Origin of the sequence: Actinoplanes sp. NPDC024001 (assembly GCF_040638955.1) — a bacterium.
Lineage (GTDB): Bacteria > Actinomycetota > Actinomycetes > Mycobacteriales > Micromonosporaceae > Actinoplanes.
This window is the reverse complement of sequence record NZ_JBEZZB010000129.1, coordinates 1-19,424: the sequence shown is the minus strand read 5'-3', so window position 1 is coordinate 19,424 and position 19,424 is coordinate 1. Positions and strand designations below refer to the sequence as shown.

At 71.7% G+C, this 19,424-nt stretch carries 19 protein-coding genes; 12 read left to right on the top strand and 7 right to left on the bottom strand.

Annotated elements, in window-relative coordinates; all coding sequences use genetic code 11:
• Positions 1 to 61: 61 nt before the first annotated feature.
• The 3 genes from AB0F81_RS36835 to AB0F81_RS36825 are packed head-to-tail and all read right to left on the bottom strand — an operon-like array spanning position 62 to position 2,425.
• Positions 62 to 721 carry a response regulator transcription factor gene (locus tag AB0F81_RS36835; RefSeq protein ID WP_360205117.1) on the bottom strand — a complete coding sequence of 220 codons (660 nt, stop codon included), beginning with the start codon at positions 719 to 721 and terminating at the stop codon, positions 62 to 64.
• Positions 718 to 1,998 (bottom strand): sensor histidine kinase, encoded by a 1,281-nt coding sequence (locus AB0F81_RS36830; protein ID WP_360205115.1) that lies wholly within the window; start codon positions 1,996 to 1,998, stop codon positions 718 to 720. The genes AB0F81_RS36835 and AB0F81_RS36830 overlap by 4 nt, the downstream gene beginning before the upstream one ends.
• 43 nt (positions 1,999 to 2,041) lie before the next feature.
• The gene (locus tag AB0F81_RS36825; RefSeq protein ID WP_360205112.1) at positions 2,042 to 2,425 is read right to left on the bottom strand and encodes a MerR family transcriptional regulator; all 384 of its coding nucleotides are present in this window, start codon (positions 2,423 to 2,425) and stop codon (positions 2,042 to 2,044) included.
• 602 nt (positions 2,426 to 3,027) lie between these two features.
• Here AB0F81_RS36825 and AB0F81_RS36820 point away from each other — a divergent pair.
• The 7 genes from AB0F81_RS36820 to AB0F81_RS36790 all read left to right on the top strand — a co-directional run bounded on the left by AB0F81_RS36820 (position 3,028) and on the right by AB0F81_RS36790 (position 13,367).
• Entirely contained in the window at positions 3,028 to 4,563 is a 1,536-nt protein-coding gene (locus tag AB0F81_RS36820; RefSeq protein ID WP_360205109.1) for an amino acid permease, read from the top strand.
• A gap of 12 nt (positions 4,564 to 4,575) precedes the next feature.
• Positions 4,576 to 5,922 carry a glutamine synthetase family protein gene (locus AB0F81_RS36815; RefSeq protein ID WP_360205106.1) on the top strand — a complete coding sequence of 449 codons (1,347 nt, stop codon included), beginning with the start codon at positions 4,576 to 4,578 and terminating at the stop codon, positions 5,920 to 5,922.
• Between the two features lie 49 nt (positions 5,923 to 5,971).
• Positions 5,972 to 7,327 (top strand): aldehyde dehydrogenase family protein, encoded by a 1,356-nt coding sequence (locus tag AB0F81_RS36810; protein WP_360205103.1) that lies wholly within the window; start codon positions 5,972 to 5,974, stop codon positions 7,325 to 7,327.
• A complete protein-coding gene (locus tag AB0F81_RS36805; protein ID WP_360205100.1) occupies positions 7,328 to 8,092 on the top strand; it encodes a 3-oxoacyl-ACP reductase in 765 nt (254 codons plus the stop codon).
• Positions 8,093 to 8,260: 168 nt separating this feature from the next.
• A complete protein-coding gene (locus tag AB0F81_RS36800; RefSeq protein WP_360205097.1) occupies positions 8,261 to 8,950 on the top strand; it encodes a gamma-glutamyl-gamma-aminobutyrate hydrolase family protein in 690 nt (229 codons plus the stop codon).
• A 14-nt stretch (positions 8,951 to 8,964) separates the two neighbouring features.
• Positions 8,965 to 9,705 carry a gamma-glutamyl-gamma-aminobutyrate hydrolase family protein gene (locus tag AB0F81_RS36795; RefSeq protein WP_360205095.1) on the top strand — a complete coding sequence of 247 codons (741 nt, stop codon included), beginning with the start codon at positions 8,965 to 8,967 and terminating at the stop codon, positions 9,703 to 9,705.
• Positions 9,706 to 9,812: 107 nt separating this feature from the next.
• Positions 9,813 to 13,367 carry a SpoIIE family protein phosphatase gene (locus AB0F81_RS36790; RefSeq protein WP_360205092.1) on the top strand — a complete coding sequence of 1,185 codons (3,555 nt, stop codon included), beginning with the start codon at positions 9,813 to 9,815 and terminating at the stop codon, positions 13,365 to 13,367.
• Here AB0F81_RS36790 and AB0F81_RS36785 read toward each other — a convergent pair.
• The gene (locus AB0F81_RS36785; RefSeq protein WP_360205089.1) at positions 13,354 to 13,668 is read right to left on the bottom strand and encodes an STAS domain-containing protein; all 315 of its coding nucleotides are present in this window, start codon (positions 13,666 to 13,668) and stop codon (positions 13,354 to 13,356) included. The two genes, AB0F81_RS36790 and AB0F81_RS36785, sit on opposite strands and share 14 nt — an antisense overlap.
• A gap of 90 nt (positions 13,669 to 13,758) precedes the next feature.
• Here AB0F81_RS36785 and map point away from each other — a divergent pair, with 90 nt between their 5' ends.
• Positions 13,759 to 14,616 carry a type I methionyl aminopeptidase gene (map, locus tag AB0F81_RS36780; RefSeq protein WP_360205086.1) on the top strand — a complete coding sequence of 286 codons (858 nt, stop codon included), beginning with the start codon at positions 13,759 to 13,761 and terminating at the stop codon, positions 14,614 to 14,616.
• A gap of 3 nt (positions 14,617 to 14,619) precedes the next feature.
• On the opposite strand, the gene AB0F81_RS36775 is transcribed toward map, so the two are convergent.
• The 3 genes from AB0F81_RS36775 to AB0F81_RS36765 are packed head-to-tail and all read right to left on the bottom strand — an operon-like array spanning position 14,620 to position 16,265.
• On the bottom strand, positions 14,620 to 15,327 hold the full coding sequence (locus AB0F81_RS36775) for a nucleotidyltransferase domain-containing protein (RefSeq protein WP_360205084.1): 708 nt from the start codon (positions 15,325 to 15,327) through the stop codon (positions 14,620 to 14,622).
• A 53-nt stretch (positions 15,328 to 15,380) separates the two neighbouring features.
• Positions 15,381 to 15,803: a ferritin-like domain-containing protein gene (locus AB0F81_RS36770; protein WP_360205081.1), complete on the bottom strand. Its 423-nt coding sequence runs from the start codon at positions 15,801 to 15,803 to the stop codon at positions 15,381 to 15,383.
• 21 nt (positions 15,804 to 15,824) lie between these two features.
• Positions 15,825 to 16,265, bottom strand: coding sequence for a hypothetical protein (locus tag AB0F81_RS36765; RefSeq protein WP_360205079.1), 441 nt, complete (start codon positions 16,263 to 16,265; stop codon positions 15,825 to 15,827).
• A 202-nt stretch (positions 16,266 to 16,467) separates the two neighbouring features.
• Between AB0F81_RS36765 and rimP the strand changes: the two genes are divergently transcribed.
• From rimP to AB0F81_RS36745, 4 genes are all read left to right on the top strand, one after another.
• The gene (gene rimP, locus AB0F81_RS36760) at positions 16,468 to 17,100 is read left to right on the top strand and encodes a ribosome maturation factor RimP (RefSeq protein ID WP_360205077.1); all 633 of its coding nucleotides are present in this window, start codon (positions 16,468 to 16,470) and stop codon (positions 17,098 to 17,100) included.
• On the top strand, positions 17,097 to 18,113 hold the full coding sequence (gene nusA, locus AB0F81_RS36755; protein ID WP_360205074.1) for a transcription termination factor NusA: 1,017 nt from the start codon (positions 17,097 to 17,099) through the stop codon (positions 18,111 to 18,113). Before rimP ends, nusA begins: the two co-directional genes overlap by 4 nt.
• 34 nt (positions 18,114 to 18,147) lie before the next feature.
• Positions 18,148 to 18,477 carry a YlxR family protein gene (locus tag AB0F81_RS36750; RefSeq protein WP_360205071.1) on the top strand — a complete coding sequence of 110 codons (330 nt, stop codon included), beginning with the start codon at positions 18,148 to 18,150 and terminating at the stop codon, positions 18,475 to 18,477.
• Positions 18,478 to 18,583: 106 nt separating this feature from the next.
• Positions 18,584 to 19,424 (top strand): translation initiation factor IF-2 N-terminal domain-containing protein (locus AB0F81_RS36745; protein WP_360205068.1); only part of this gene is annotated, 841 nt, incomplete at its 3' end.

Below are 19,424 nucleotides of genomic sequence, written 5' to 3'. Positions count from 1 at the left end.
GTGATCACGCTAGACGCCGATCGATGTCTGCGTCGTCCGGCCGGAGAACGACCCCGGGGGGTCATCCTTGCGAAGGACGGACCACCCCCAGCTCGTACGCGAGGACCACCGCCTGCGTCCGGTCCCGCGCCCCCAGCTTCATCAGCACCCGGCTGACGTGCGTCTTCACCGTGGTCTCACCCAGGTGCAGCTCGGCCGCGATCTCCGCGTTGGTGGCCCCGCCGGCGAGCAGCACCAGCACCTCGTGCTCGCGGGGCGTCAGCTCGTCCAGCCGTATCCCCGGTTCCGGGCCGCGTGCCCGGGGCGCGCTGAACTCGGCGATGACCCGGCGGGTGACGGCCGGCGCCAGCAGGGCGTCGCCGGCGGCGATCACCCGGACCGCCTCGGTGAGCGCCTCCGGCGTGCCGTTCTTCAGCAGGAACCCGCTCGCGCCGGCCTGCAGGGCGGCGAACAGGTAGTCGTCGCGGTCGAAGGTGGTGAGGATCAGCACCGACGGCCCGCCCTCGGCGGCGATCCGGCGGGTGGCCTCCAGCCCGTCGACGCCGGGCATCTCCACGTCCATCAGCACCACGTCGGGCCGCAGCCGCAGCGCCATCTCGGTGGCCTGGTTGCCGTCGGCGGCCTCGCCGACCACGGTGATGTCGTCCTCCATCTCGAGGATGACCCGGAAGCCGGTGCGGACCAGCTGGTGGTCGTCGGCGAGCAGGACGCTGATCGTCATCGCGGCGCTCCCGCGCTGGTCAGGGCGGGGGTGTACGGCAGGCGAGCACGCACCCGGTACCCCCCGCTGCTGCGCGGTCCGTGTTCGAGCTCCCCGTCGTGCACCGCCACCCGCTCCCGCATGCCGATCAGTCCCATCCCGCCGGCCGCACCGGGCGCCCCGCCCCGCCCGTCGTCGGTGACGTCCAGTTCCAGGTTCCCGGTGAGGTAGCGGACCCGGATGTCCAGCGTGCCGGCGTTCGCGTGCTTGAGGGTGTTCGTCACCGCCTCCTGCACGATCCGGTACGCGGCCTGCGACACCGAGTCGGGCACCGGCACCGGGTCACCGTAGACCGCGTAGTGCACGGTCATCCCGGCCTCCCGCGCGTTGTCGGCGATCTCCGGGATCCGGTCGATCCCCGAGGCCGCGGCGTCGGTGGTCGCCCCGGAGGCGCGCAGCGCGCCCAGCATCCGCCGCAGCTCGTCGACCGCGGTGCGGGCGCCCTCCTCGATCGCGGTGAGCGCGGACCGGGCCCGGGCCGGGTCCTTGTCCAGCGCGCGCCGGCAGGCGGAGGCCTGGATGCCCATGACCGACACGTGGTGGGCCACCACGTCGTGCAGCTCGCGGGCGATCCGGACCCGCTCGCCGATGACGGCGCGCTCGGCGACCGCCTCCTGCGCGGCCCGCAACTCGGCGGCCTGAGTCTCCAGCTGGTGCCGGCGGTGGGCGCTGCCCCAGGCGGCGTCGCCGACCAGATAGACCGAGCCGAAGAACATCACGTTGAGGCCGTAGGTGTTGAAGACCATCGACCAGAGGGCCGGGAGCTCGCCCGAGGCGCCGGTGAACTCGGAACTCGTGATCTTGTCGTAGGAGGTCACCAAGGCGATGGTGAGCCAGGTGAACATCGCCGCGATGATCGCCAGGCGCAGGATCCGGGACCGCTGCCGGTTCGGGCCCCAGGCGCCGAGTGTGTAGATCGCGGCGTAGAGCGCGTACGACGTGACCTGCTGCTCCTGGGCGCCGCGGACCTGGCCGCCGATGAAGAGCACCGACATGATGATCGCGACCGCCTCCGGCCGGCGGCGGCGCCAGACGAGCGGCAGAGTGGTGCCCACCGCCCAGGCGAGCTGTTCCAGCCGGGTCGGGGAGTCTTCGCTGTGCAGGATGCCCACGCTGCGGGAGAGGAACAGGTTCAGGACCGCGAGGGTGACCACCCCGAGCCCGATCCAGAGGTCGTTGCGGCGCTGGGCGGCGGTCGGACCCGGCCGCCGCCACTCCTCGACAGTCCACGCAGGCATGGCTTGACGATTGCACGGTGCCGGGAGCGGCGGCCAGGCCGGGTCAGGGGGCGGAGGGGGATCGCTCCGGGCGGGGTGCCGGGTAATAGCGGGTGGCGCCGAGGTCGCGCCGGGTCTGGGTGGGGATCGTGGCGTCCTCGCCGGGCCCGAGTTTCCCGCCGAGGTCGGCGATCCGCCGGTGCGCGGCGGCCAGCCGGTCCTCCAGCGTCACGATGCGGCAGGCGGCGGCGAGCGGAAACCCCTCGTCGAGCAGCTGCCGGACGCGGGCGGCGAGGTCGAGCTGGTGCAGGGAGTAGCGGCGGTGGCCGCCGTCGGAGCGTTCCGGCTCGACCAGGCCGGCGTCGTCCAGGCTGCGGAGAAAAGCCGGGGTCACGCCGATCAGCTCGGCGGCGCGGCCCATGCTGTACGTCGGTGCGTCTCGGTTCATGATCCTCCGGGGGGAAATAGTCCAGGGCCCCGGCGGGTAACCGGGGCCCTGGCTTTTCAATTCTTGTGCCGATCTCTGTCGGCGCATGTGGTCGACGGGCTGCGTGCCGCTAGCAGTCGACCAGAGTGATGGGCATCGGCTGCGATCACCTCTTGTCGGTTCGGGGACGTCGTGATTACGCGTTGCTGCGGTATCTCGTCCTCCTTCTCCAACTCAGCGACTGTGCCAGTTGCAGTGCCGGCCGTGGCCGACAACTCAAATGTAGGCCTGCCGACAGCAGATTTCTAGAGTCGCCGCTGTAGATTTTTTAGCCGAAAAGTCTGACTGAGCTGCGGAAACGTTCTCGTTCATCGATGCCTTGGAGGCCGGCGGCGCGGGGGTGGGCGCATGCGCGCGAGGACGCGCTGGAAGAGAGAGGTGACCGCACCCCGCGCCGCCGCGGGAGGGCTGTCCGAGCAACCCTGGCCTGGATCCAGGCTCGCACCGGGCCCGGTGCCCGGCAACGCAATTAACGCTCGTCATTGACGCCTGTAACACCACGGCGAGATCATCACGGCATCGCGTGGCTCAGGTCACACCCCTGCGGGCAAGGGAGCACTCAGATGAGCGCTGATCCAGGCATCGCCTCCACTACCGACGAAGAACGTCTCGCCCAGCTCGGTTACAAACAGGAACTGCACCGCCGGCTCTCCGGCTTCTCCAACTTCGCCGTCTCCTTCTCGATCATCTCCATCCTGGCCGGTGCGATCACCTCGTACGGGATCGCGATGACCGCCGGCGGCCCGATGGCCATCACGCTGGGCTGGCTGTTCGTCGGCATCATGGTGACCTTCGTGGCGCTGGCGATGGCCGAGGTCTGCTCCGCCTATCCGACCGCCGGTGCCCTGTACTGGTGGGCCGCCGCCCTGGCCAAGCGCAACAAGGCGGCCTGGGCATGGTTCATCGGCTGGTTCAACTTCCTCGGCGAGGTCGCGGTGACCGCCGCGATCGACTTCGGCGCCGCGATCACCACCTCGGCGTTCCTCAGCCTCGCCTTCGACATGGAGGTGACGACCGGCCGGACGTTCCTGATCTTCCTGGTCATCATCGTGGTGCACGGCCTGCTGAACACCTTCGGCGTGAACCTGGTCCGGGTGCTCTCCGACGTCAGCGCCTGGTGGCACCTGGTCGGCGTCGCGGTGATCGTGGGTGTCCTGGCGATCGTGCCGGACCAGCACAAGCCGATCTCCGAGGTCTTCTTCGAGGTGCAGAACGCCACCGGCTTCACCTTCGCCGGGGCGAGTGTCTACGCGGTGCTCATCGGTCTGCTGATGGCGCAGTACACGTACACCGGCTATGACGCCTCGGCGCACGTCGCCGAGGAGACCCACGACGCCGCCCGGGCCGCGCCCCGCGGCATCGTGTTGTCCGTGGTGGTCTCGGTGCTCGCCGGTTTCGTCCTGCTCTTCGCGATCACCTGGTCCATCCAGGACTACGAGGGCGCGCGGACCAGCGACCTGGGCCTGCCGCCCGCGCAGATCTTCATCGACGCGGTCGGCCACGACACCGGTACGTTCCTGCTGCTCATCTGCATGGTGGCGCAGTGGTTCTGCGGCATGGCCTCGGTCACCGCCAACTCCCGGATGTCCTACGCGTTCGCCCGTGACGACGCGCTGCCCGGGTCGCGGATCTGGAAGAAGGTCAACCCCCGCACCGGTACGCCGACCAACTCCATCTGGCTCTGCGTCACCCTCTCCGCGCTGCTGGTGCTGCCGTCGCTGTGGAACACCACCGCCTACCTGGCGGCCACCTCGATCGCGGTCATCGGCCTCTACATCGCCTACGTCGGCCCGGTGCTGCTGCGCCGGCTGAACCCCGACTTCGTGCCGGGCCCGTGGAACCTGGGCCGGTGGAGCGCGCCGGTCGGATGGATCGCCATCGTCTGGGTAGGTGTGATCTGCGTGCTCTTCGTCCTGCCCACGGCGAGCCCGATCACCGCGTCGACGTTCAACTACACGATCGTCGCGGTGGCGGTGGTGCTCGGCGCGGCCGCGATCTGGTGGTTCGCCAGCGCCCGGAAGTGGTTCACCGGGCCGAAGCAGAACCTGATCGAGAAGGCCGCGCACGGCGAGCAGACCATGCCGTCCGGCAACGACTGATAGGACTGACCCATGGATCTCGAGGAACTCGACGTATCCGTCGACAACGGCAGCATCGACACCGTCCTGCTGGCCCTCACCGACATGCAGGGCCGTCTCCAGGGCAAACGGCTGCACGGCCGGTACTTCCTGGACGAGGTGGTGTCCGGCGGCAGCGAGGGCTGCAACTATCTGCTCGCCGTGGACGTCGACATGAACACCGTCGACGGGTACGAGATGTCCTCCTGGTCCACCGGCTACGGCGATTTCGTGATGCGGCCGGACTTCGCCACGCTGCGCCGCGTCCCGTGGCATCCCGGCACCGCGCTGGTCCTCGCCGACCTCACCGACACGGCGGGCCAGCCGGTGCCGGCCTCGCCACGGCAGATCCTGCGCCGCCAGCTGGACCGGCTGGCGGCGCACGGCCTGACCGCGTACGCGGGCACCGAGCTGGAGTTCATCCTCTACCGGGACTCCTACGAGCAGGCGTTCAAGAAGAACTACCACGACCTGGTCCCGGCGAATCAGTACAACGTGGACTATTCGATCCTTGGCACCTCCCGGGTCGAGCCGATGCTGCGGCGCATCCGCAACGAGATGTACGGCGCGGGCCTGCTGCCGGAGAGCGCCAAGGGCGAGTGCAATTTCGGTCAGCACGAGATCGCCTTCCGGTACGCGGACGCGCTCACCGCCGCCGACCACCACGTGATCTACAAGAACGGGGCGAAGGAGATCGCCGCCCAGGAGGGCATGGCGCTCACCTTCATGGCGAAGCCGAACGAGCGGGAGGGCAACTCCTGCCACATCCACTTCTCGCTGCGCGGGCGGGACGGGAAGTCGGCGATGCTCGGCGACGGCCCGGCCCACCTGAGCGACACCGGACAGCGGGTGCTGGCCGGGCTGCTCGCCACGATGCGCGAGCTCAGCCTGCTCTTCGCGCCGAACATCAACTCGTACAAGCGGTTCCAGCCGGGGTCGTTCGCGCCGACCGCGCTGCGCTGGGGCGTCGACAACCGGACCTGCGCGCTGCGGATCGCCGGGCACGGCCAGGGGATGCGGGTGGAGAACCGGGTGCCGGGCGGGGACGTCAACCCGTACCTGGCGATCGCCGCCCTGATCGCCGGCGCGCTGCACGGGATCGAGAACGACCTGACGCTGGAGGAGGAGTTCGCCGGCAACGCCTACCAGGACGAGTCGGCGGAGCGGGTCCCGACGACACTGCACGAGGCGGCCGGGCTGTGGGCGGGCAGCGCGGTGGCCGAGGCCGCGTTCGGCGCCGACGTGGTCGCCCACTACGCGAACATGGCGCGGGTCGAACTGGCCGCCTACGACGCGGCGATCACCGACTGGGAGCTGCGCCGCGGATTCGAGCGCCTCTGAGTGTGTGTGAAGAACCGAAAACCCACACACCAGAGAGGATGATCAAGCCGTGACTGACGTGATCAACCCGGCCACCGCGGAAGTGCTCACGACCGTACCGTCGCTGGGTTTGGAAGAGACCGACGCGGCGATCGAGCGCGCGCGCGAAGCCTTCGTCTCGTGGCGCGAGGTCGCGCCCGGGGAGCGGGCGCGACTGTTGCGCCGGTTCGCGGCGCTGGTGGACGAGCATCTCGAGGAGCTCGCGCAGCTGGAGGTGCGCAACGCCGGTCACACCGTCGGCAACGCGCGGTGGGAGGCGGGCAACGTCCGCGACGTCCTGAACTACTACGCGGGCGCGCCGGAGCGGCTGTCCGGCCGGCAGATCCCGGTGCCGGGCGGGCTCGACGTGACGTTCCACGAGCCGCTCGGCGTGGTCGGGATCATCGTGCCGTGGAACTTCCCGATGCCGATCGCCGGCTGGGGCTTCGCCCCGGCGCTGGCGGCCGGCAACACGGTGGTGCTCAAGCCCGCCGAGCTGACCCCGCTGACCGCCATCCGGCTGGCCGAAATCGGACTGGAGGCGGGCCTGCCGGAGGGCGTCTTCCAGGTGCTGCCGGGCAAGGGCAGCGTGGTCGGGCAGCGGTTCGTCACCCATCCCGCGGTGCGCAAGGTCTGCTTCACCGGCTCCACCGAGGTGGGTAAGTCGATCATGGCCGGCTGCGCCGACCAGGTGAAACGCGTGACCCTCGAGCTGGGCGGCAAGAGCGCCAACATCGTCTTCGCGGACGCCGACCTGGAGGCCGCCGCCGCGGCGGCGCCCGGCGCGGTCTTCGACAACGCCGGCCAGGACTGCTGCGCGCGGTCCCGCCTGCTGGTTCAGGAGTCGGTGTACGACAAATTCCTCGGCCTCCTCGAACCCGCGGTGCGGGCGTTCCGTGTCGTCGACCCGGCCCGCGCCGACGCGGAGATGGGCCCACTGATCTCCTCCGGACAACGGGAGAGCGTGCGCTCGTACCTCGACGGCGCCGACGTCGCGTTCCGCGGCACCGCGCCGGAGGGCGCGGGCTGGTGGTTCCCGCCCACCGTGCTGCTGGCGCACTCGACCGCCGACCGGCACTGGCGCGAGGAGATCTTCGGGCCGGTCGTCTCGGTGCTGCCGTTCCGGGACGAGGCCGAGGCCGTCCGGCTGGCCAACGACACCGAATACGGACTGTCCGGCTCGGTGTGGACCCGGGACGTGGGCCGCGCGCTGCGCATGTCGCGGGCGGTCGAGACCGGGGCGCTGAGTGTCAACAGCAACTCGTCGGTGCGCTACTGGACCCCGTTCGGCGGGATGAAGCAGTCCGGCCTCGGCCGTGAGCTGGGCCCGGACGCGCTGTTGTCGTTCACCGATGTGAAGAACGTCTTTATCGCGATGGGGGATTGAGTGGAGCGTTTGCAGGACCGGGTCGCCGTGATCACCGGCGCCGGCAGCGGTATCGGGCTGGCCACCGCCCGGCGGTTCGCCGCCGAGGGTGCCTTCGTGGTGTGCGCCGACATCTCCGCGGAGGCCGGCAAAGCGGTCGCAGAGGAGGTCGGCGGCGAGTTCGTGGCCTGTGACGTCAGTGTGGAGGAGCAGGTCCGGGCGCTCTTCGACGGCGTGGTGGAGCGGCACGGCCGGCTGGACATCGCGTTCAACAACGCCGGCATCTCCCCGCCCGACGACGACTCGATCCTGGTGACCGGCATCGACGCCTGGGAACGGGTGCTCAAGGTCAACACGACGAGCGTCTTCTTCTGCTGCAAGTACGCGATCCCGCACATGCAGCGGCAGGGCAAGGGCTCGATCATCAACACCGCGTCGTTCGTGGCCCTGCTCGGTGCGGCCACCTCACAGATCGCCTACACCGCCAGCAAGGGCGGGGTGCTCGCGATGACCCGGGAGCTGGGTGTCCAGTTCGCCCGTGAGGGGGTCCGGATCAACGCGCTCTGCCCCGGGCCGGTGGCCACCCCGCTGCTGATGGAGCTGTTCGCGAAGGACCCGGAGCGGGCCGCCCGCCGGCTGGTCCACGTGCCGATGGGCCGGTTCGCCGAGCCGGAGGAGATCGCGGCCGCGGTGGCGTTCCTGGCGAGCGACGACGCGTCGTTCATGACCGCCTCCCAGTTCGTCGTCGACGGCGGCATCACCGGGGCGTACGTAACGCCGCTGTGATGTTTCGACACCCGTTACCGTGGGAAGGGACCTTCATACGCCCAGCTCCAAGAGGCGTAGGGGTCGAATCCCCGCCCGCACGGGTCGATCCCCGTGTAGGTGGGACAGAAGGGCCCGTCACGCGGCGCCGGTTCTCCGGCGCCGCGCGCCTGTGAAAACGGTGGTGCAATGCGTCCGATCATCGGCATAACCACATACGTATTGCCCGCGAACTGGGGCGTCTGGCGTGACCTGCCCTCCGCGCTGGTCCCGCACGACTACGTCGAGGCGGTCCGGCTGGCCGGTGGCCGGGCGGTGCTGCTGCCGCCCGACGACCTGGACGCCGACGTGCTGGGCCGGCTGGACGGCCTGCTGCTGTCCGGCGGCCCGGACGTGGACCCGGCGCACTACGGCGCCACGACCGAGCCGCTCACCGTCACCCACCCCGAGCGGGACGCGGCCGAGCTCGTGCTGCTGCGCGCGGCCCTCGATCGGGACCTGCCGATCCTCGGCGTCTGCCGCGGCATGCAGCTGCTCGCCGTCGCGGCCGGCGGTTCGCTGCACCAGCACCTGCCCGACCTCGTCGGTCACGAGAAACACCGCCCGGCCCCGGGGGAATACGGCGAGCAGACCGCCACGTTCGTGCCAGGAAGCCGGATCGCCGCGCTGCTGGGCGACGACGCCACCATCAACTGTTTCCACCATCAGGGTGTCGCGGACGCCGGCCCGCTGACCGTCACCGGTCGGGCCGTGGACGGTGTTCCGGAGGCGATCGAGGACGCGGAACGGCGGTTCGTCCTCGGCGTCCAATGGCATCCCGAGGTGAGCCGGGACCAGCGGCTCTTCGGAGCACTGGTCGCGGCGGCAACCGGAGACTAGGAGGAACCCGCCACATGCGCAGACCGCTGATCGGGCTCACCGCGTACGCCGAGCATGTGCAGTACGGCCATCACGACCTGATAGCCGGCGTGCTCCCGATGACCTACGTGAAGGCGGTGCACGCCACTGGCGGGCGAGCCGTGCTGATCACACCCGACGACCCCGGCGCCGACGTGCTGGAGTCGCTCGACGGGATCGTCTTCACCGGCGGCGGTGACGTCGACCCGGCGAACTACGGCGCGACGCCGCACCCGGCGACCGAGCCGGACAAGGTGCGCGACGCCGCCGAGCTGATGCTGATGCGCGCCGCGCTCGAGGCCGACCTGCCGATCCTGGGAGTGTGCCGGGGCATGCAGGTGATGGCCGTGGCGACCGGCGGCACCCTGCACCAGCACCTGCCCGACGTGGTCGGCCACGAGCGGCACCGGGCCGCCACCGGCACCGACCCGCTGGCCGCCGACGCCTCCGACTACGGCCGCCACGACGTGGTCGTCGACGAACGGAGCCGGGCGCACGGCTACTTCGGCCGCTGCCTGACCGTGAACTCGTTCCACCACCAGGCGGTCGACGACCCGGGCGAGTTCGTGGCGACCGGCTGGTGCCCGGACGACCGGGTCATCGAGATCATCGAGCATCCGGGCCGCTCCTTCGCCCTCGGCGTGCAGTGGCATCCGGAGCGCACCCCGGATCTGCGGTGCTTCGCGGCACTGACCGAGGCGGCCAGCCGGATCGGCTCGGTCGCGGCCGCCGCCTGACACGCGTCGATCTTCGCTGATGGCTGACGGCCGTCGCCCGTTTCGCGGTGCTACCGTGCCTCCGGGCCGGGTTTTCCACCGGCCGGCGAGACCCGTGGGAGGCATGGATGGGTGCCCTGCCGAGCCGGCTGCGCATCGCCTTCGAGCGCGGCGGCGAGATGGGCACGCGGATGTCCACTCTGGACTGGGCCGGCACGCCGCTCGGTGAGCCGTCGACCTGGCCGGACGCGCTGGTCGACGCGGTCGTCACGATGCTGGCGTCGCGGGCGCAGATCATCATCTTCTGGGGGCCGGAGTTCACCGCGCTCTACAACGACGCGTACATCCCGGCGCTGGGCAGCAAGCATCCCCGCTACCTCGGGCGGCCGGGCAGCGAGCTGTGGGCGGAGACCTGGGAGCTGCTGCGGGAGCTCTTCGACGGGGTGATCGCCGAGGACCGGTCGTACTACGCGGCCGACCACCCGTTCTTTCTGGAACGGCACGGGTTCCTGGAGGAGTCGTACTTCGACGTCTCGTACGACCCGATCCGGGACGGGGACGGCACGCCCCGCGGGGTGCTGTGCATCGTGTCGGACACCACCGGCCGTGTGCTGGGGGAGCGCCGCGTGCGTACGCTCAGCGCCCTCGGCCGGCGCCTGGCCGACTCGCCGAACCAGGACGCGCTGGTCGCCGAGGCCGCGGCGGTCCTCGGGGAGAACGCCGCCGACGTGCCGTACGCCGCGCTCGTGCTGGACGACCCGGCGCCGCACCCGGAGATCCGTGCGGTGATCGACAGCGGACAGCCCGGCCGGGTCGCGCTGCGCGAGCTGGTGGCCGGCCCGGCGCCGTCGGCCGGGGACGAGGCGCTGGTGCTGCCGGTCGGCGCGGGCAAGGAGACGTTCGGCGCGCTGGTCGTCGGGGTCAGCCGGTTCCTCTCGCTGGACGGCGACTACCGCGACTTCCTGGAGCTGGCGGCGGCGCAGATCTCCCGGGCGGTGGCGAACGCGCGGGCCTACGAGCAGGAGCGCCGGCGGGCCGCCGAACTGGCCGCCCTGGACCAGGCCAAGACCAACTTCTTCTCGAACATCAGCCACGAGTTCCGTACCCCGCTGACCCTGATCCTCGGACCGCTGGAGGACCTGCTCGAGGATCCGTCGCTGCCGGCCTCGCGGCGGGACCGGCTGCGGCCGGTCCACCGCAACGGTCTGCGCCTGCTCAAGCTGGTCAACACGGTGCTGGACTTCTCCCGGATGGAGTCCGGCCGGATGCAGGCGGTCTACCGCCCGACCGACCTGGCCGGCCTGACCGCGCGGCTGGTGGGCACCTTCCGGCCGGCCACCGAGCGGGCCGGGCTGGCCCTCACCGTCGACGCGCCCCCGCTGCCGCAGCCCGTGCACGTGGACCGCGAGCTCTGGGAGAAGATCGTCTTCAACCTGCTCTCCAACGCCGTGAAGTTCACCCGTGACGGCGGCGTCGAGGTGCGGGTCCGCTCCGCGGACGGGCACGCGGTCCTCTCCGTGCGCGACACCGGCATCGGCATCTCCGAGGCCGAGCAGGCGCTGCTCTTCGACCGCTTCCACCGGGTCACCGGGGTCTGGTCGCGCAGCCACGAGGGGACCGGCATCGGCCTCGCACTGGTCCGCGAGCTGGCCGAACTGCACGGCGGGACGGTCGAGGTGCGCAGCGAGCCGGGCCGCGGCAGCGACTTCGAGGTCCGGATCCCGTTCGGTACGGGCCACCTGCCCCCGGAGCGCATCAGCGACGATCCGGTGGCCGCCGACTCGGCGCAGTCCCGTCTCTGGGTGGACGAGGCGACCTGGTGGGCCGGTGACGGCCCGGTCCTGCCCGAGCCGGTCCGCAACCGCTCCGGCGGCCGGATCCTGCTCGCCGACGACAACGGCGACCTGCGCGAGCACGTCTCCCGGCTGCTCAGCCCGCACTGGGACGTGGTCACCGCGGCGGACGGCGAGGCGGCCCTGGAGCTGGCCCGCGAGCACCCGTTCGACCTGGTGCTGACCGACGTGATGATGCCCCGGCTGGACGGTTTCGGGCTGATGGCCGCCCTGCGCGCCGACGGGCGTACCCGGGACGTGCCGATCGTGGTGCTCTCCGCCCGGGCCGGTGAGGAGGCCGCGGTGGCCGGCCTCGCGGCCGGCGCCGACGACTATCTGATCAAGCCGTTCTCCACCCGCGAGCTGCTGGCCCGGGTCCGCGCCAACCTGGAGCTCGGCAAACTCCGCCGGGACATCGTCAGCCGGCTGCGCGGGCTGGTCGACGCGGCGGTGGCGCTCAACACCGTGCCGACCACGACCGAGGTGCTCGACGTCGCGGCGCGGCACGTGCTCGCCATGACCTCGGCCGGCCGGGTGGTGCTGACCGCGCCGGAGGCCCGCGCCGAGCGCGACGGCGGCGCCGCCGCCTCCGCCCCGCCGGACACGGTGCTGCCGCTGCCGGACACCGCCGGACCACCGCTGGGCGAGCTGCGGGTCTGGAACGGCGCCGGGGGACCGGCCGATCCGGCGGTGCTCACCCAGCTGGCGCGCCTGGTAGGGCTGCGCCTGGCGAACGCCCGCCTCTACGAGACCGAGCACCGGATCGCCAGCACGCTGCAGCACAGCCTGCTGCCGCAGTCGCTGCCGCGGGTGCCGGGCGCCATCGTGGCGAACCGGTACGTGCCGGGCAGCAGCGAGGCCCGTGTCGGCGGCGACTGGTACGACGTCATCGCCGGCCCCGACGACGAGCTGTTCCTGGTGATCGGCGACGTGGTGGGCAAGGGGGTGCAGGCCGCCGCCGGGATGGGGCAGCTGCGCAACGCGCTGCGGGCGTACGTGCTGGAGGGCTTCGACTGCGGCGCCTCGCTGTCGCGCCTGAACCGGCTGGTCGACACCCTCGGCCGGCGGCAGTTCGCAACCGTCCTCTGTGTGGCCTTCGACCCGCGGAGCCGGCGGCTGCGCTACTCGTCGGCGGGCCACCCGTCGCCGGTCCTGATCGAGCCGGGCCAGATCGGCACGTTCCTCTACGGCGCGGCGCTCGGCCCGCCGATCGGGGCGCTCGGTGACGTCACCTACCCGACCCGCGAGACCTACCTGACCGCCGGCAGCCGGCTGCTGCTCTACACCGACGGCCTGATCGAGGACCGGCAGCAGGGCATCGACACCGCGCTCGCCGAGCTGACCGCCGACGCCGCCAAGCCGACCGAGCACGTCGACGACCTGCTGGAGACGCTGCTGGCGAAGGCGTCCCGGTTCGCCCGCCGCGACGACATCGCCCTGGTCGCGCTCGAGGTCACCGAGCCGCGCGAGTTCCTGCTGCGGCTGCCCGCCGAACCGGGCCGGCTCACCGTGCTGCGCCGCCGCCTGGAGGATTTCCTGGCCGCCCACGGCGTCGCCGAGGCGGACGCCTTCGACCTGGTGGTGGCGGTCTCCGAGGCGGCGGCGAACGCCATCGAGCATCCGCTCGAGCCGGCCGAGCCGGTGATCACCGTCGAGGCGTCGCTCTCCGACGACGCGGTGGTGGTGACGGTCCGCGACACCGGCGGCTGGCGGCCGGCCACCGACGCCGGGTTCCGCGGCCGTGGGCTGGCGCTGATCGGGGCACTCACCGAGCTGTCGGTGCACCGCTCGCCGGAGGGCACCGCGGTGACCCTGCGGCGGCCCTTGACCGAAACGGTCAGGCCGGCTTGAGCCAGGGCTGGTCGCCCAGCCCGGAGATGTCCAGGATGCGGCGGACCCGGGCGGACGGGATGACCTCCAGCGCCCCCGGGTAACGCTCGGCCAGCCGGATCAGCGTGTGGATGGCGGCCGAGTCGAAGAACGTGACCGCGCGCAGGTCGAGCGTGGCACCCTCGGCGCGCTCCGGGGTGGCGGCCTGGAACAGAGCGTCGGCGGTGGCCATGTCGACCTCGCCGGTCACCGTCACGGTGACCCGCCCGTCGTGCATCTCGCCGGCAACCGAGAAAGCCGGGTCCAGCCCCTCTTGATCCACGACAACACGATTTCACAAGCGCTGAGCGGGCGGCAAGGACGGGGCCCGCGCTCCGGGCCGGGCGCCGTGCACGCCGGATAGGCTGTGTTCATGACCGTACGTGCCCCACTAGTGCCGGGTAAGCAGTCGCCCTGGCGTTCGGTCCCGGCTCAGATCGTCCGCCCCGAATACGTGGGCAAGAAACGCCCGCGCGAATGGCGCGGCTCCCACGTGCAGACTCCCGAGACGATCGAGAAGATGCGGATCGCGGGCCGGCTCGCGGCGCAGGCCACCCAGCTGGCCGGCGAGCACTGCAAGCCGGGTGTGACCACCGACGAGATCGACCGGGTGGTGCACGAGTTCCTGCTCGACCACGGGGCGTACCCGTCGACCCTCGGCTACAAGGGCTTCCCGAAATCCTGCTGCACCTCGCTCAACGAGGTGATCTGCCACGGCATCCCGGACTCCACGGTGCTGGAGGACGGCGACATCATCAACGTCGACGTCACGGCGTACCTGAACGGCGTGCACGGTGACACCGACGCCACCTTCTGCGTGGGCGAGGTGAGTGAGGAGGCCCGGCTGCTGGTCGAGCGGACCCACGAGGCGATGATGCGCGGCATCCGCGCGGTCGCTCCCGGCCGCCCGATCAACGCGATCGGCCGGGTCATCGAGGCGTACGCGCGACGGTTCGGCTACGGCGTGGTCCGCGACTTCACCGGGCACGGGATCGGCGAGACCTTCCACTCCGGGCTCTACGTCCCGCACTACGACAACCCGCGGCTGGACACCGTCATGGAGCCCGGGATGACCTTCACCATCGAGCCGATGATCACACTCGGCACCCATGAGTACGAGATCTGGAAGGACGGCTGGACGGTCGTCACCAAGGACCGCCGGTGGACCGCCCAGTTCGAGCACACGCTCGTGGTCACCGACGACGGTTTCGAGATCCTCACCCTGCCCTAGGGGTCAGTCGAAGAGCTCGCCCAGGGTGCCGTCCACCGGGCGGCCCCGGGCGGTCAGCTCCTCCGCCTGATATTTCAGGATGGCGCCGAGTTCCTGCATGTCGGCCGCGGCCAGCCCGGTCCGTTTCACCGCGTCGGCGGCGTTGCGGAAGTAGGTGCGGGTCAGCAGCCCGGCGACCAGGGCGGCGTGCAGCCGGGCCTCGGCCATCAGCACCAGGGCCGCGTCGGTGTCGAACCACTGCGCCAGCCGGACGGCACGGGCGTGCGCCCCGTTGGCGACCGCCCAGTTGTGCCGGGCCAGCCGGCTGAACTCGACCGGGCGCGCCTCGGCGAGCAGGGTCAGGTGCGCCTCACGCTGGTCGGTGAACCAGTCGTCCGGGTCGTGGAGCGGGAACGTCGTGATGAACCCGTCGGCCAGCAGCGGCCAGCGTGAGGTGAGGACCCGGGCCTGGCCCAGCCCGTCCTCACCGGTCATCACCTGCAGCTCGACGGGGGTGCCGTCGACCTTGCGCAGGGCTGGTTTCGGGCCGGTCTTCGGCCGATAGGTCACGACGACGAGGTTCACGTCGCTGCTGTCGGTGTCGTCGCCGTGAGCGACCGATCCGCGCACCCCGATGGCCTGCACGTCGGCCGCCCACCGGGTCTGGATGACGTCGCGGAGCCGGATCGCCAGCGACCCGCGGGCTGAGGTGGTGTCGGGGCCGTCGATCACTCAGTCATTCTCGGCCATGCACCGATCCGAGGAAGCCTTCATCGGCAGCTCTCTCAGCCCGGACGGCCGGGAAATGCCAAGGTCAGCGGTGTGACCTCGGCGATCCGGCGCCACCGGGTGGCGCGAACTGCCGACTCCGTCAAAGCGGACAACGCGTCGTCCCGGTCGGCGTCCTCGGTGACCGGCAGCAGCGTCCGCCATGCCTGGGCGACGCCGTCCTCGACGTGGACGGCCAGTTTCAGCGCGGTCTCCCGGTCGGTGACCTCGAACGGCAGCCGGTAACCGGCCGGCGCCGGTGCGGTGCTGGCCTTCAGCTCGTCGAGCCGGTCGACCAGGCCGTCGCGGCGGACGCGGTGCTGCTGCTCGGCGGTCCGGGCCCGCTCCTGCTCGTCGTCTTCCAGGTGCACGCCGATCAACCCGTAGGCGTAGATCGCCGCCTCCTCGGCGGCGAGCGCCCCGGCCAACTCCTCCATCACGCCGCGAACCCTAACCCGCCGTCAGCGCAGCGCCTCGGCGTGCGTGGCCCGGCACGCCGCGATCGAGCCGACCAGCGCGGCCCGCTCCCTCGGCGCGGTCCGGCACGCGGCCACCGCGTTCTTCTGCCCGGCCTGCTCGGCCTTGCGCAGCTCGGCCGGGGTGTCGCCGTCGGTCGCCGAGACTGACGCCGACGGCGCGGCGACGGCCGACGGCAGCGTGGCGCCGATCAGCCCGGCCAGCTCGGCGGCGTGCGCGCGGTGGTCCTCGGCGAGCGGTGTGAGCCGCGCGCTCAGGTCCGGCTGTGCGGCGATCGCCCGGTCGTACGCGGCGGCCAGCGCCAGTGCCTCGTCCAGCAACGGCTGCAGGGGGTCCGGTTCCGGCTGGGGTTCCGGCTCGTCGTCGAAGATTCCGCAGCCGGCCAGCGCGGCGGCACTCGTCAGAGCACCGGCCGTGGCCAGCACGCGTCGCCGTGTGTGTCCCGTCTCCCACGTCCTCACCGGGCCAAGTCAACACCATGCGTTCGAGCTGCGGTTGGGGTGGTTTCGGTGCGGCGGTGCTCCGGGCCGCCGGCCGGCGCGTTACGCTCAGCGTCAGCCGCGGGGCCGCGAACTGCCCGGCGGCATATAGTCGTTCCCAGCGCAAGCGAGTGAGAGGTCGAGCCCGATGACGCAGCGTGGTCGCGCCGGGGCCCGGCCCGGCGGCCGTCCCGGTGGTCGCCGTAACCGGCCGGAGCCGGAGCCCCGTGTCCCCGCCGCCCCGCGGCTCGACCTGTCCGCCGCCAGGGCGCGGGTGCGTGCCGTGGTCGAGCCGGTGGTCGCCGAGGCCGGTTACGACCTGGAGGACCTCACCCTGTCCCGCGCCGGGCGCCGGCACGTGGTGCGGGTGCTGGTCGACACCGACGGCGGGATCAGCCTGGACGACGTGGCGATCGTCTCCCGGGAGATCTCCGCGGCGCTGGACGCCGCCGAGGAGAGCGGCGGCGACCTGCTGAACGGGGAGTACCAGCTGGAGGTCGGCTCGCCCGGCATCGACCGGCCGCTGACCGAGCCACGGCACTGGCGGCGCAACGTGGGCCGCCTGGTCGCGGTCAACGGTGTGGTCGGCCGCGTGGTGAGCACCGACGAGGACGGCGTGCTGCTGGACGTCGACGGCGCCGAGCGGCGGCTGGGATTCGCCGAGCTCGGGCCGGGCAAGGTCCAGATCGAGTTCAAGCGCATGGACGAAGCGGACTTCGGCGACACCGACGAAGACGACGACGATGATGAAGACGACGACGAAGGGGAGGGCGAGGAGTGAACATCGACCTCGCGGCGCTGCGCGCCCTGGAGCGCGAGCGGGAGATCCCGTTCGAGACCATTCTGGCGGCAATCGAGACCGCGCTGCTGACCGCGTACCGGCACACCGAGGGCGCGGAGAGCCACGCCCGGGTGGAGATCGACCGCAAGACCGGGGTGGCCTCCGTGCTGGCCCAGGAGCTCGATCCGGACGGCACCGTGGTGCGGGAGTGGGACGACACCCCGCACGACTTCGGCCGGATCGCGGCGATGACCGCCAAGCAGGTCATCCTGCAGCGGCTGCGGGAGGCCACCGACGAGCAGCACTTCGGTGAGTACGCGGGGCGCGACGGCGACCTGGTCACCGGTGTGGTGCAGGCGGACGCGGCCCGCGCCGAGAAGGGCATCGTCATCGTCGACCTGGGCAAGCTCGAGGCGGTTCTGCCGCAGTCCGAGCAGGTGCCCGGCGAGACCTACGACCACGGCTCCCGGATCCGCTGCATCGTGGTGCACGTGGCCAAGGGCTTCCGCGGCCCGCAGATCACCCTGTCCCGCTCGCACCCGGCCCTGGTGAAGAAGCTCTTCGCCCTCGAGGTGCCGGAGATCGCGGACGGGACCGTGGAGATCGCCGCGATCGCCCGTGAGGCAGGTCACCGTACGAAGATCGCGGTGCGGTCCACCGTCTCCGGCGTGAATGCCAAGGGCGCGTGCATCGGCCCGATGGGCCAGCGGGTCCGCGCCGTGATGAGCGAGCTGCACGGCGAGAAGATCGACATCATCGACTGGTCGGACGACCCGGCCCAGTTCGTCGGCAACGCCCTCTCACCGGCCAAGGCCCTGCGGGTCGAGGTGGTGGACGCGGCCAGCCGTACGGCCCGGGTCACCGTGCCGGACTTCCAGCTCTCGCTGGCGATCGGCCGGGAGGGACAGAACGCCCGGCTCGCTGCCCGGCTCACCGGGTGGCGCATCGACATCCGACCGGACAACGAACCGGCCGGAGTCTCGGACCGTGATGCGGCCGAGGCGGGGAACTGACCGGATACGCGTCCGGCACGATCGAGGGGTAGACTTGCCCTCGGTCGGCCCGACGCGAACCTGCGTCGGCTGCCGCAACCGCGCGCCGGCCGCTTTATTGCTGCGGTTCGTCGCGGCCGGATCCGGGGGAGACCTCCGGCTTCTGCCCGATCCGGGCCGCCGACTGCCGGGGCGGGGAGCACATCTGCACCCCGATCCGGCTTGCTTAGCGCAGGCAGAGAGACGCCGCGCCTTCGGGCGTGCGTTGCGTCTCACTGGTGTTGCTGACACTGGCCTGCTAGCCGAGCACATTCGTACGGTCTCCGTGCCGTCCGAATCCACCGATGACGGAGCGTCTTCGCTTCGTCACGACCCAGCAAGGTAGGACGACCCAGATGAGCACACGATGAAGTCCCTGAAATGACCAGGCTTCTAGTGCACGAGTGAGGTCGCTGCGGGTGCGCTCGCACGACCTCGAAGTGAGGAGTGCAGTGCCAGGAAAGGCCCGCGTACACGAGCTCGCGAAAGAGCTCGGGGTCGACAGCAAGACCGTTCTCGCCAAGCTCAAGGAGATGGGCGAGTTCGTCAAGTCCGCATCCAGCACCGTCGAGGCCCCGGTGGCCCGGCGGCTCCGTGGCGCCCTGGAGCAGGGAGGTGCCGTCTCGTCGGCGCCCGCCGCTTCGGCGCCCAGTGCTCCCGCCGCCTCCGGTGGATCGAGCACCACCACGCCCCCGCGTCCGGGACCCCCGATGGGGCGGCCGCAGCCGCCGCGTCGTCCCGGTCCGCCGCAGGGCGCGTCCAGTAACGCTCCTACGTCCCCGGCTCCGTCTCCCGGGCAGTTCGCCCGGCCGAAGCCGCCGGCTCCCAGCCGTCCGGGCCCCACGCCCGGTCCGGTCACCAAGCCGGCCAGCGCGCACGACATCGAGGTGGCGGCCGCTGAGGCGCGCGCCTCGGCGCTGAAGGCGGAGCAGGAAGCCGCCGTCAAGGCGGCGCAGGCCGCACAGGCCGCCCGTACCCGGGATGCCGAGCGCCGGCAGCAGCAGGGCCCGTCGGACGGCGGCGCCCCGCGTGGGCCGCGTCCCGGTCCCGGCAGTGTCCCCCCGCGCCCGGGCTCCCCGGCTGCGGGTCGTAACGCGACCCCGGGTGCGCCCGGTGGCCCGCGTCCCGGTCCGGCCGGCGGCGCCCCGCGTCCGCCCGCGCGCGGTCCGGGCAACAACCCGTTCGGTGTCTCCGGTGGCGCCGCACCGCGGCCCTCGCCGGCCTCGATGCCGCGTCCCAACCAGGCGGGCATGCCGCCGCGGCCGAGCCCTGCCTCGATGCCGCCGCGGCCCA

What these genes read in the sequence shown, in the direction of transcription:
- AB0F81_RS36835 (WP_360205117.1), bottom strand. Translation starts at nt 721, where the DNA reads ATGACGATCAGCGTCCTGCTCGCCGACGACCACCAGCTGGTCCGCACC.
- AB0F81_RS36790 (WP_360205092.1), top strand. Translation starts at nt 9,813, where the DNA reads ATGGGTGCCCTGCCGAGCCGGCTGCGCATCGCCTTCGAGCGCGGCGGC.
- AB0F81_RS36800 (WP_360205097.1), top strand. Translation starts at nt 8,261, where the DNA reads ATGCGTCCGATCATCGGCATAACCACATACGTATTGCCCGCGAACTGG.
- AB0F81_RS36795 (WP_360205095.1), top strand. Translation starts at nt 8,965, where the DNA reads ATGCGCAGACCGCTGATCGGGCTCACCGCGTACGCCGAGCATGTGCAG.
- map (WP_360205086.1), top strand. Translation starts at nt 13,759, where the DNA reads ATGACCGTACGTGCCCCACTAGTGCCGGGTAAGCAGTCGCCCTGGCGT.
- AB0F81_RS36830 (WP_360205115.1), bottom strand. Translation starts at nt 1,998, where the DNA reads ATGCCTGCGTGGACTGTCGAGGAGTGGCGGCGGCCGGGTCCGACCGCC.
- AB0F81_RS36820 (WP_360205109.1), top strand. Translation starts at nt 3,028, where the DNA reads ATGAGCGCTGATCCAGGCATCGCCTCCACTACCGACGAAGAACGTCTC.
- rimP (WP_360205077.1), top strand. Translation starts at nt 16,468, where the DNA reads ATGACGCAGCGTGGTCGCGCCGGGGCCCGGCCCGGCGGCCGTCCCGGT.
- AB0F81_RS36815 (WP_360205106.1), top strand. Translation starts at nt 4,576, where the DNA reads ATGGATCTCGAGGAACTCGACGTATCCGTCGACAACGGCAGCATCGAC.
- AB0F81_RS36825 (WP_360205112.1), bottom strand. Translation starts at nt 2,425, where the DNA reads ATGAACCGAGACGCACCGACGTACAGCATGGGCCGCGCCGCCGAGCTG.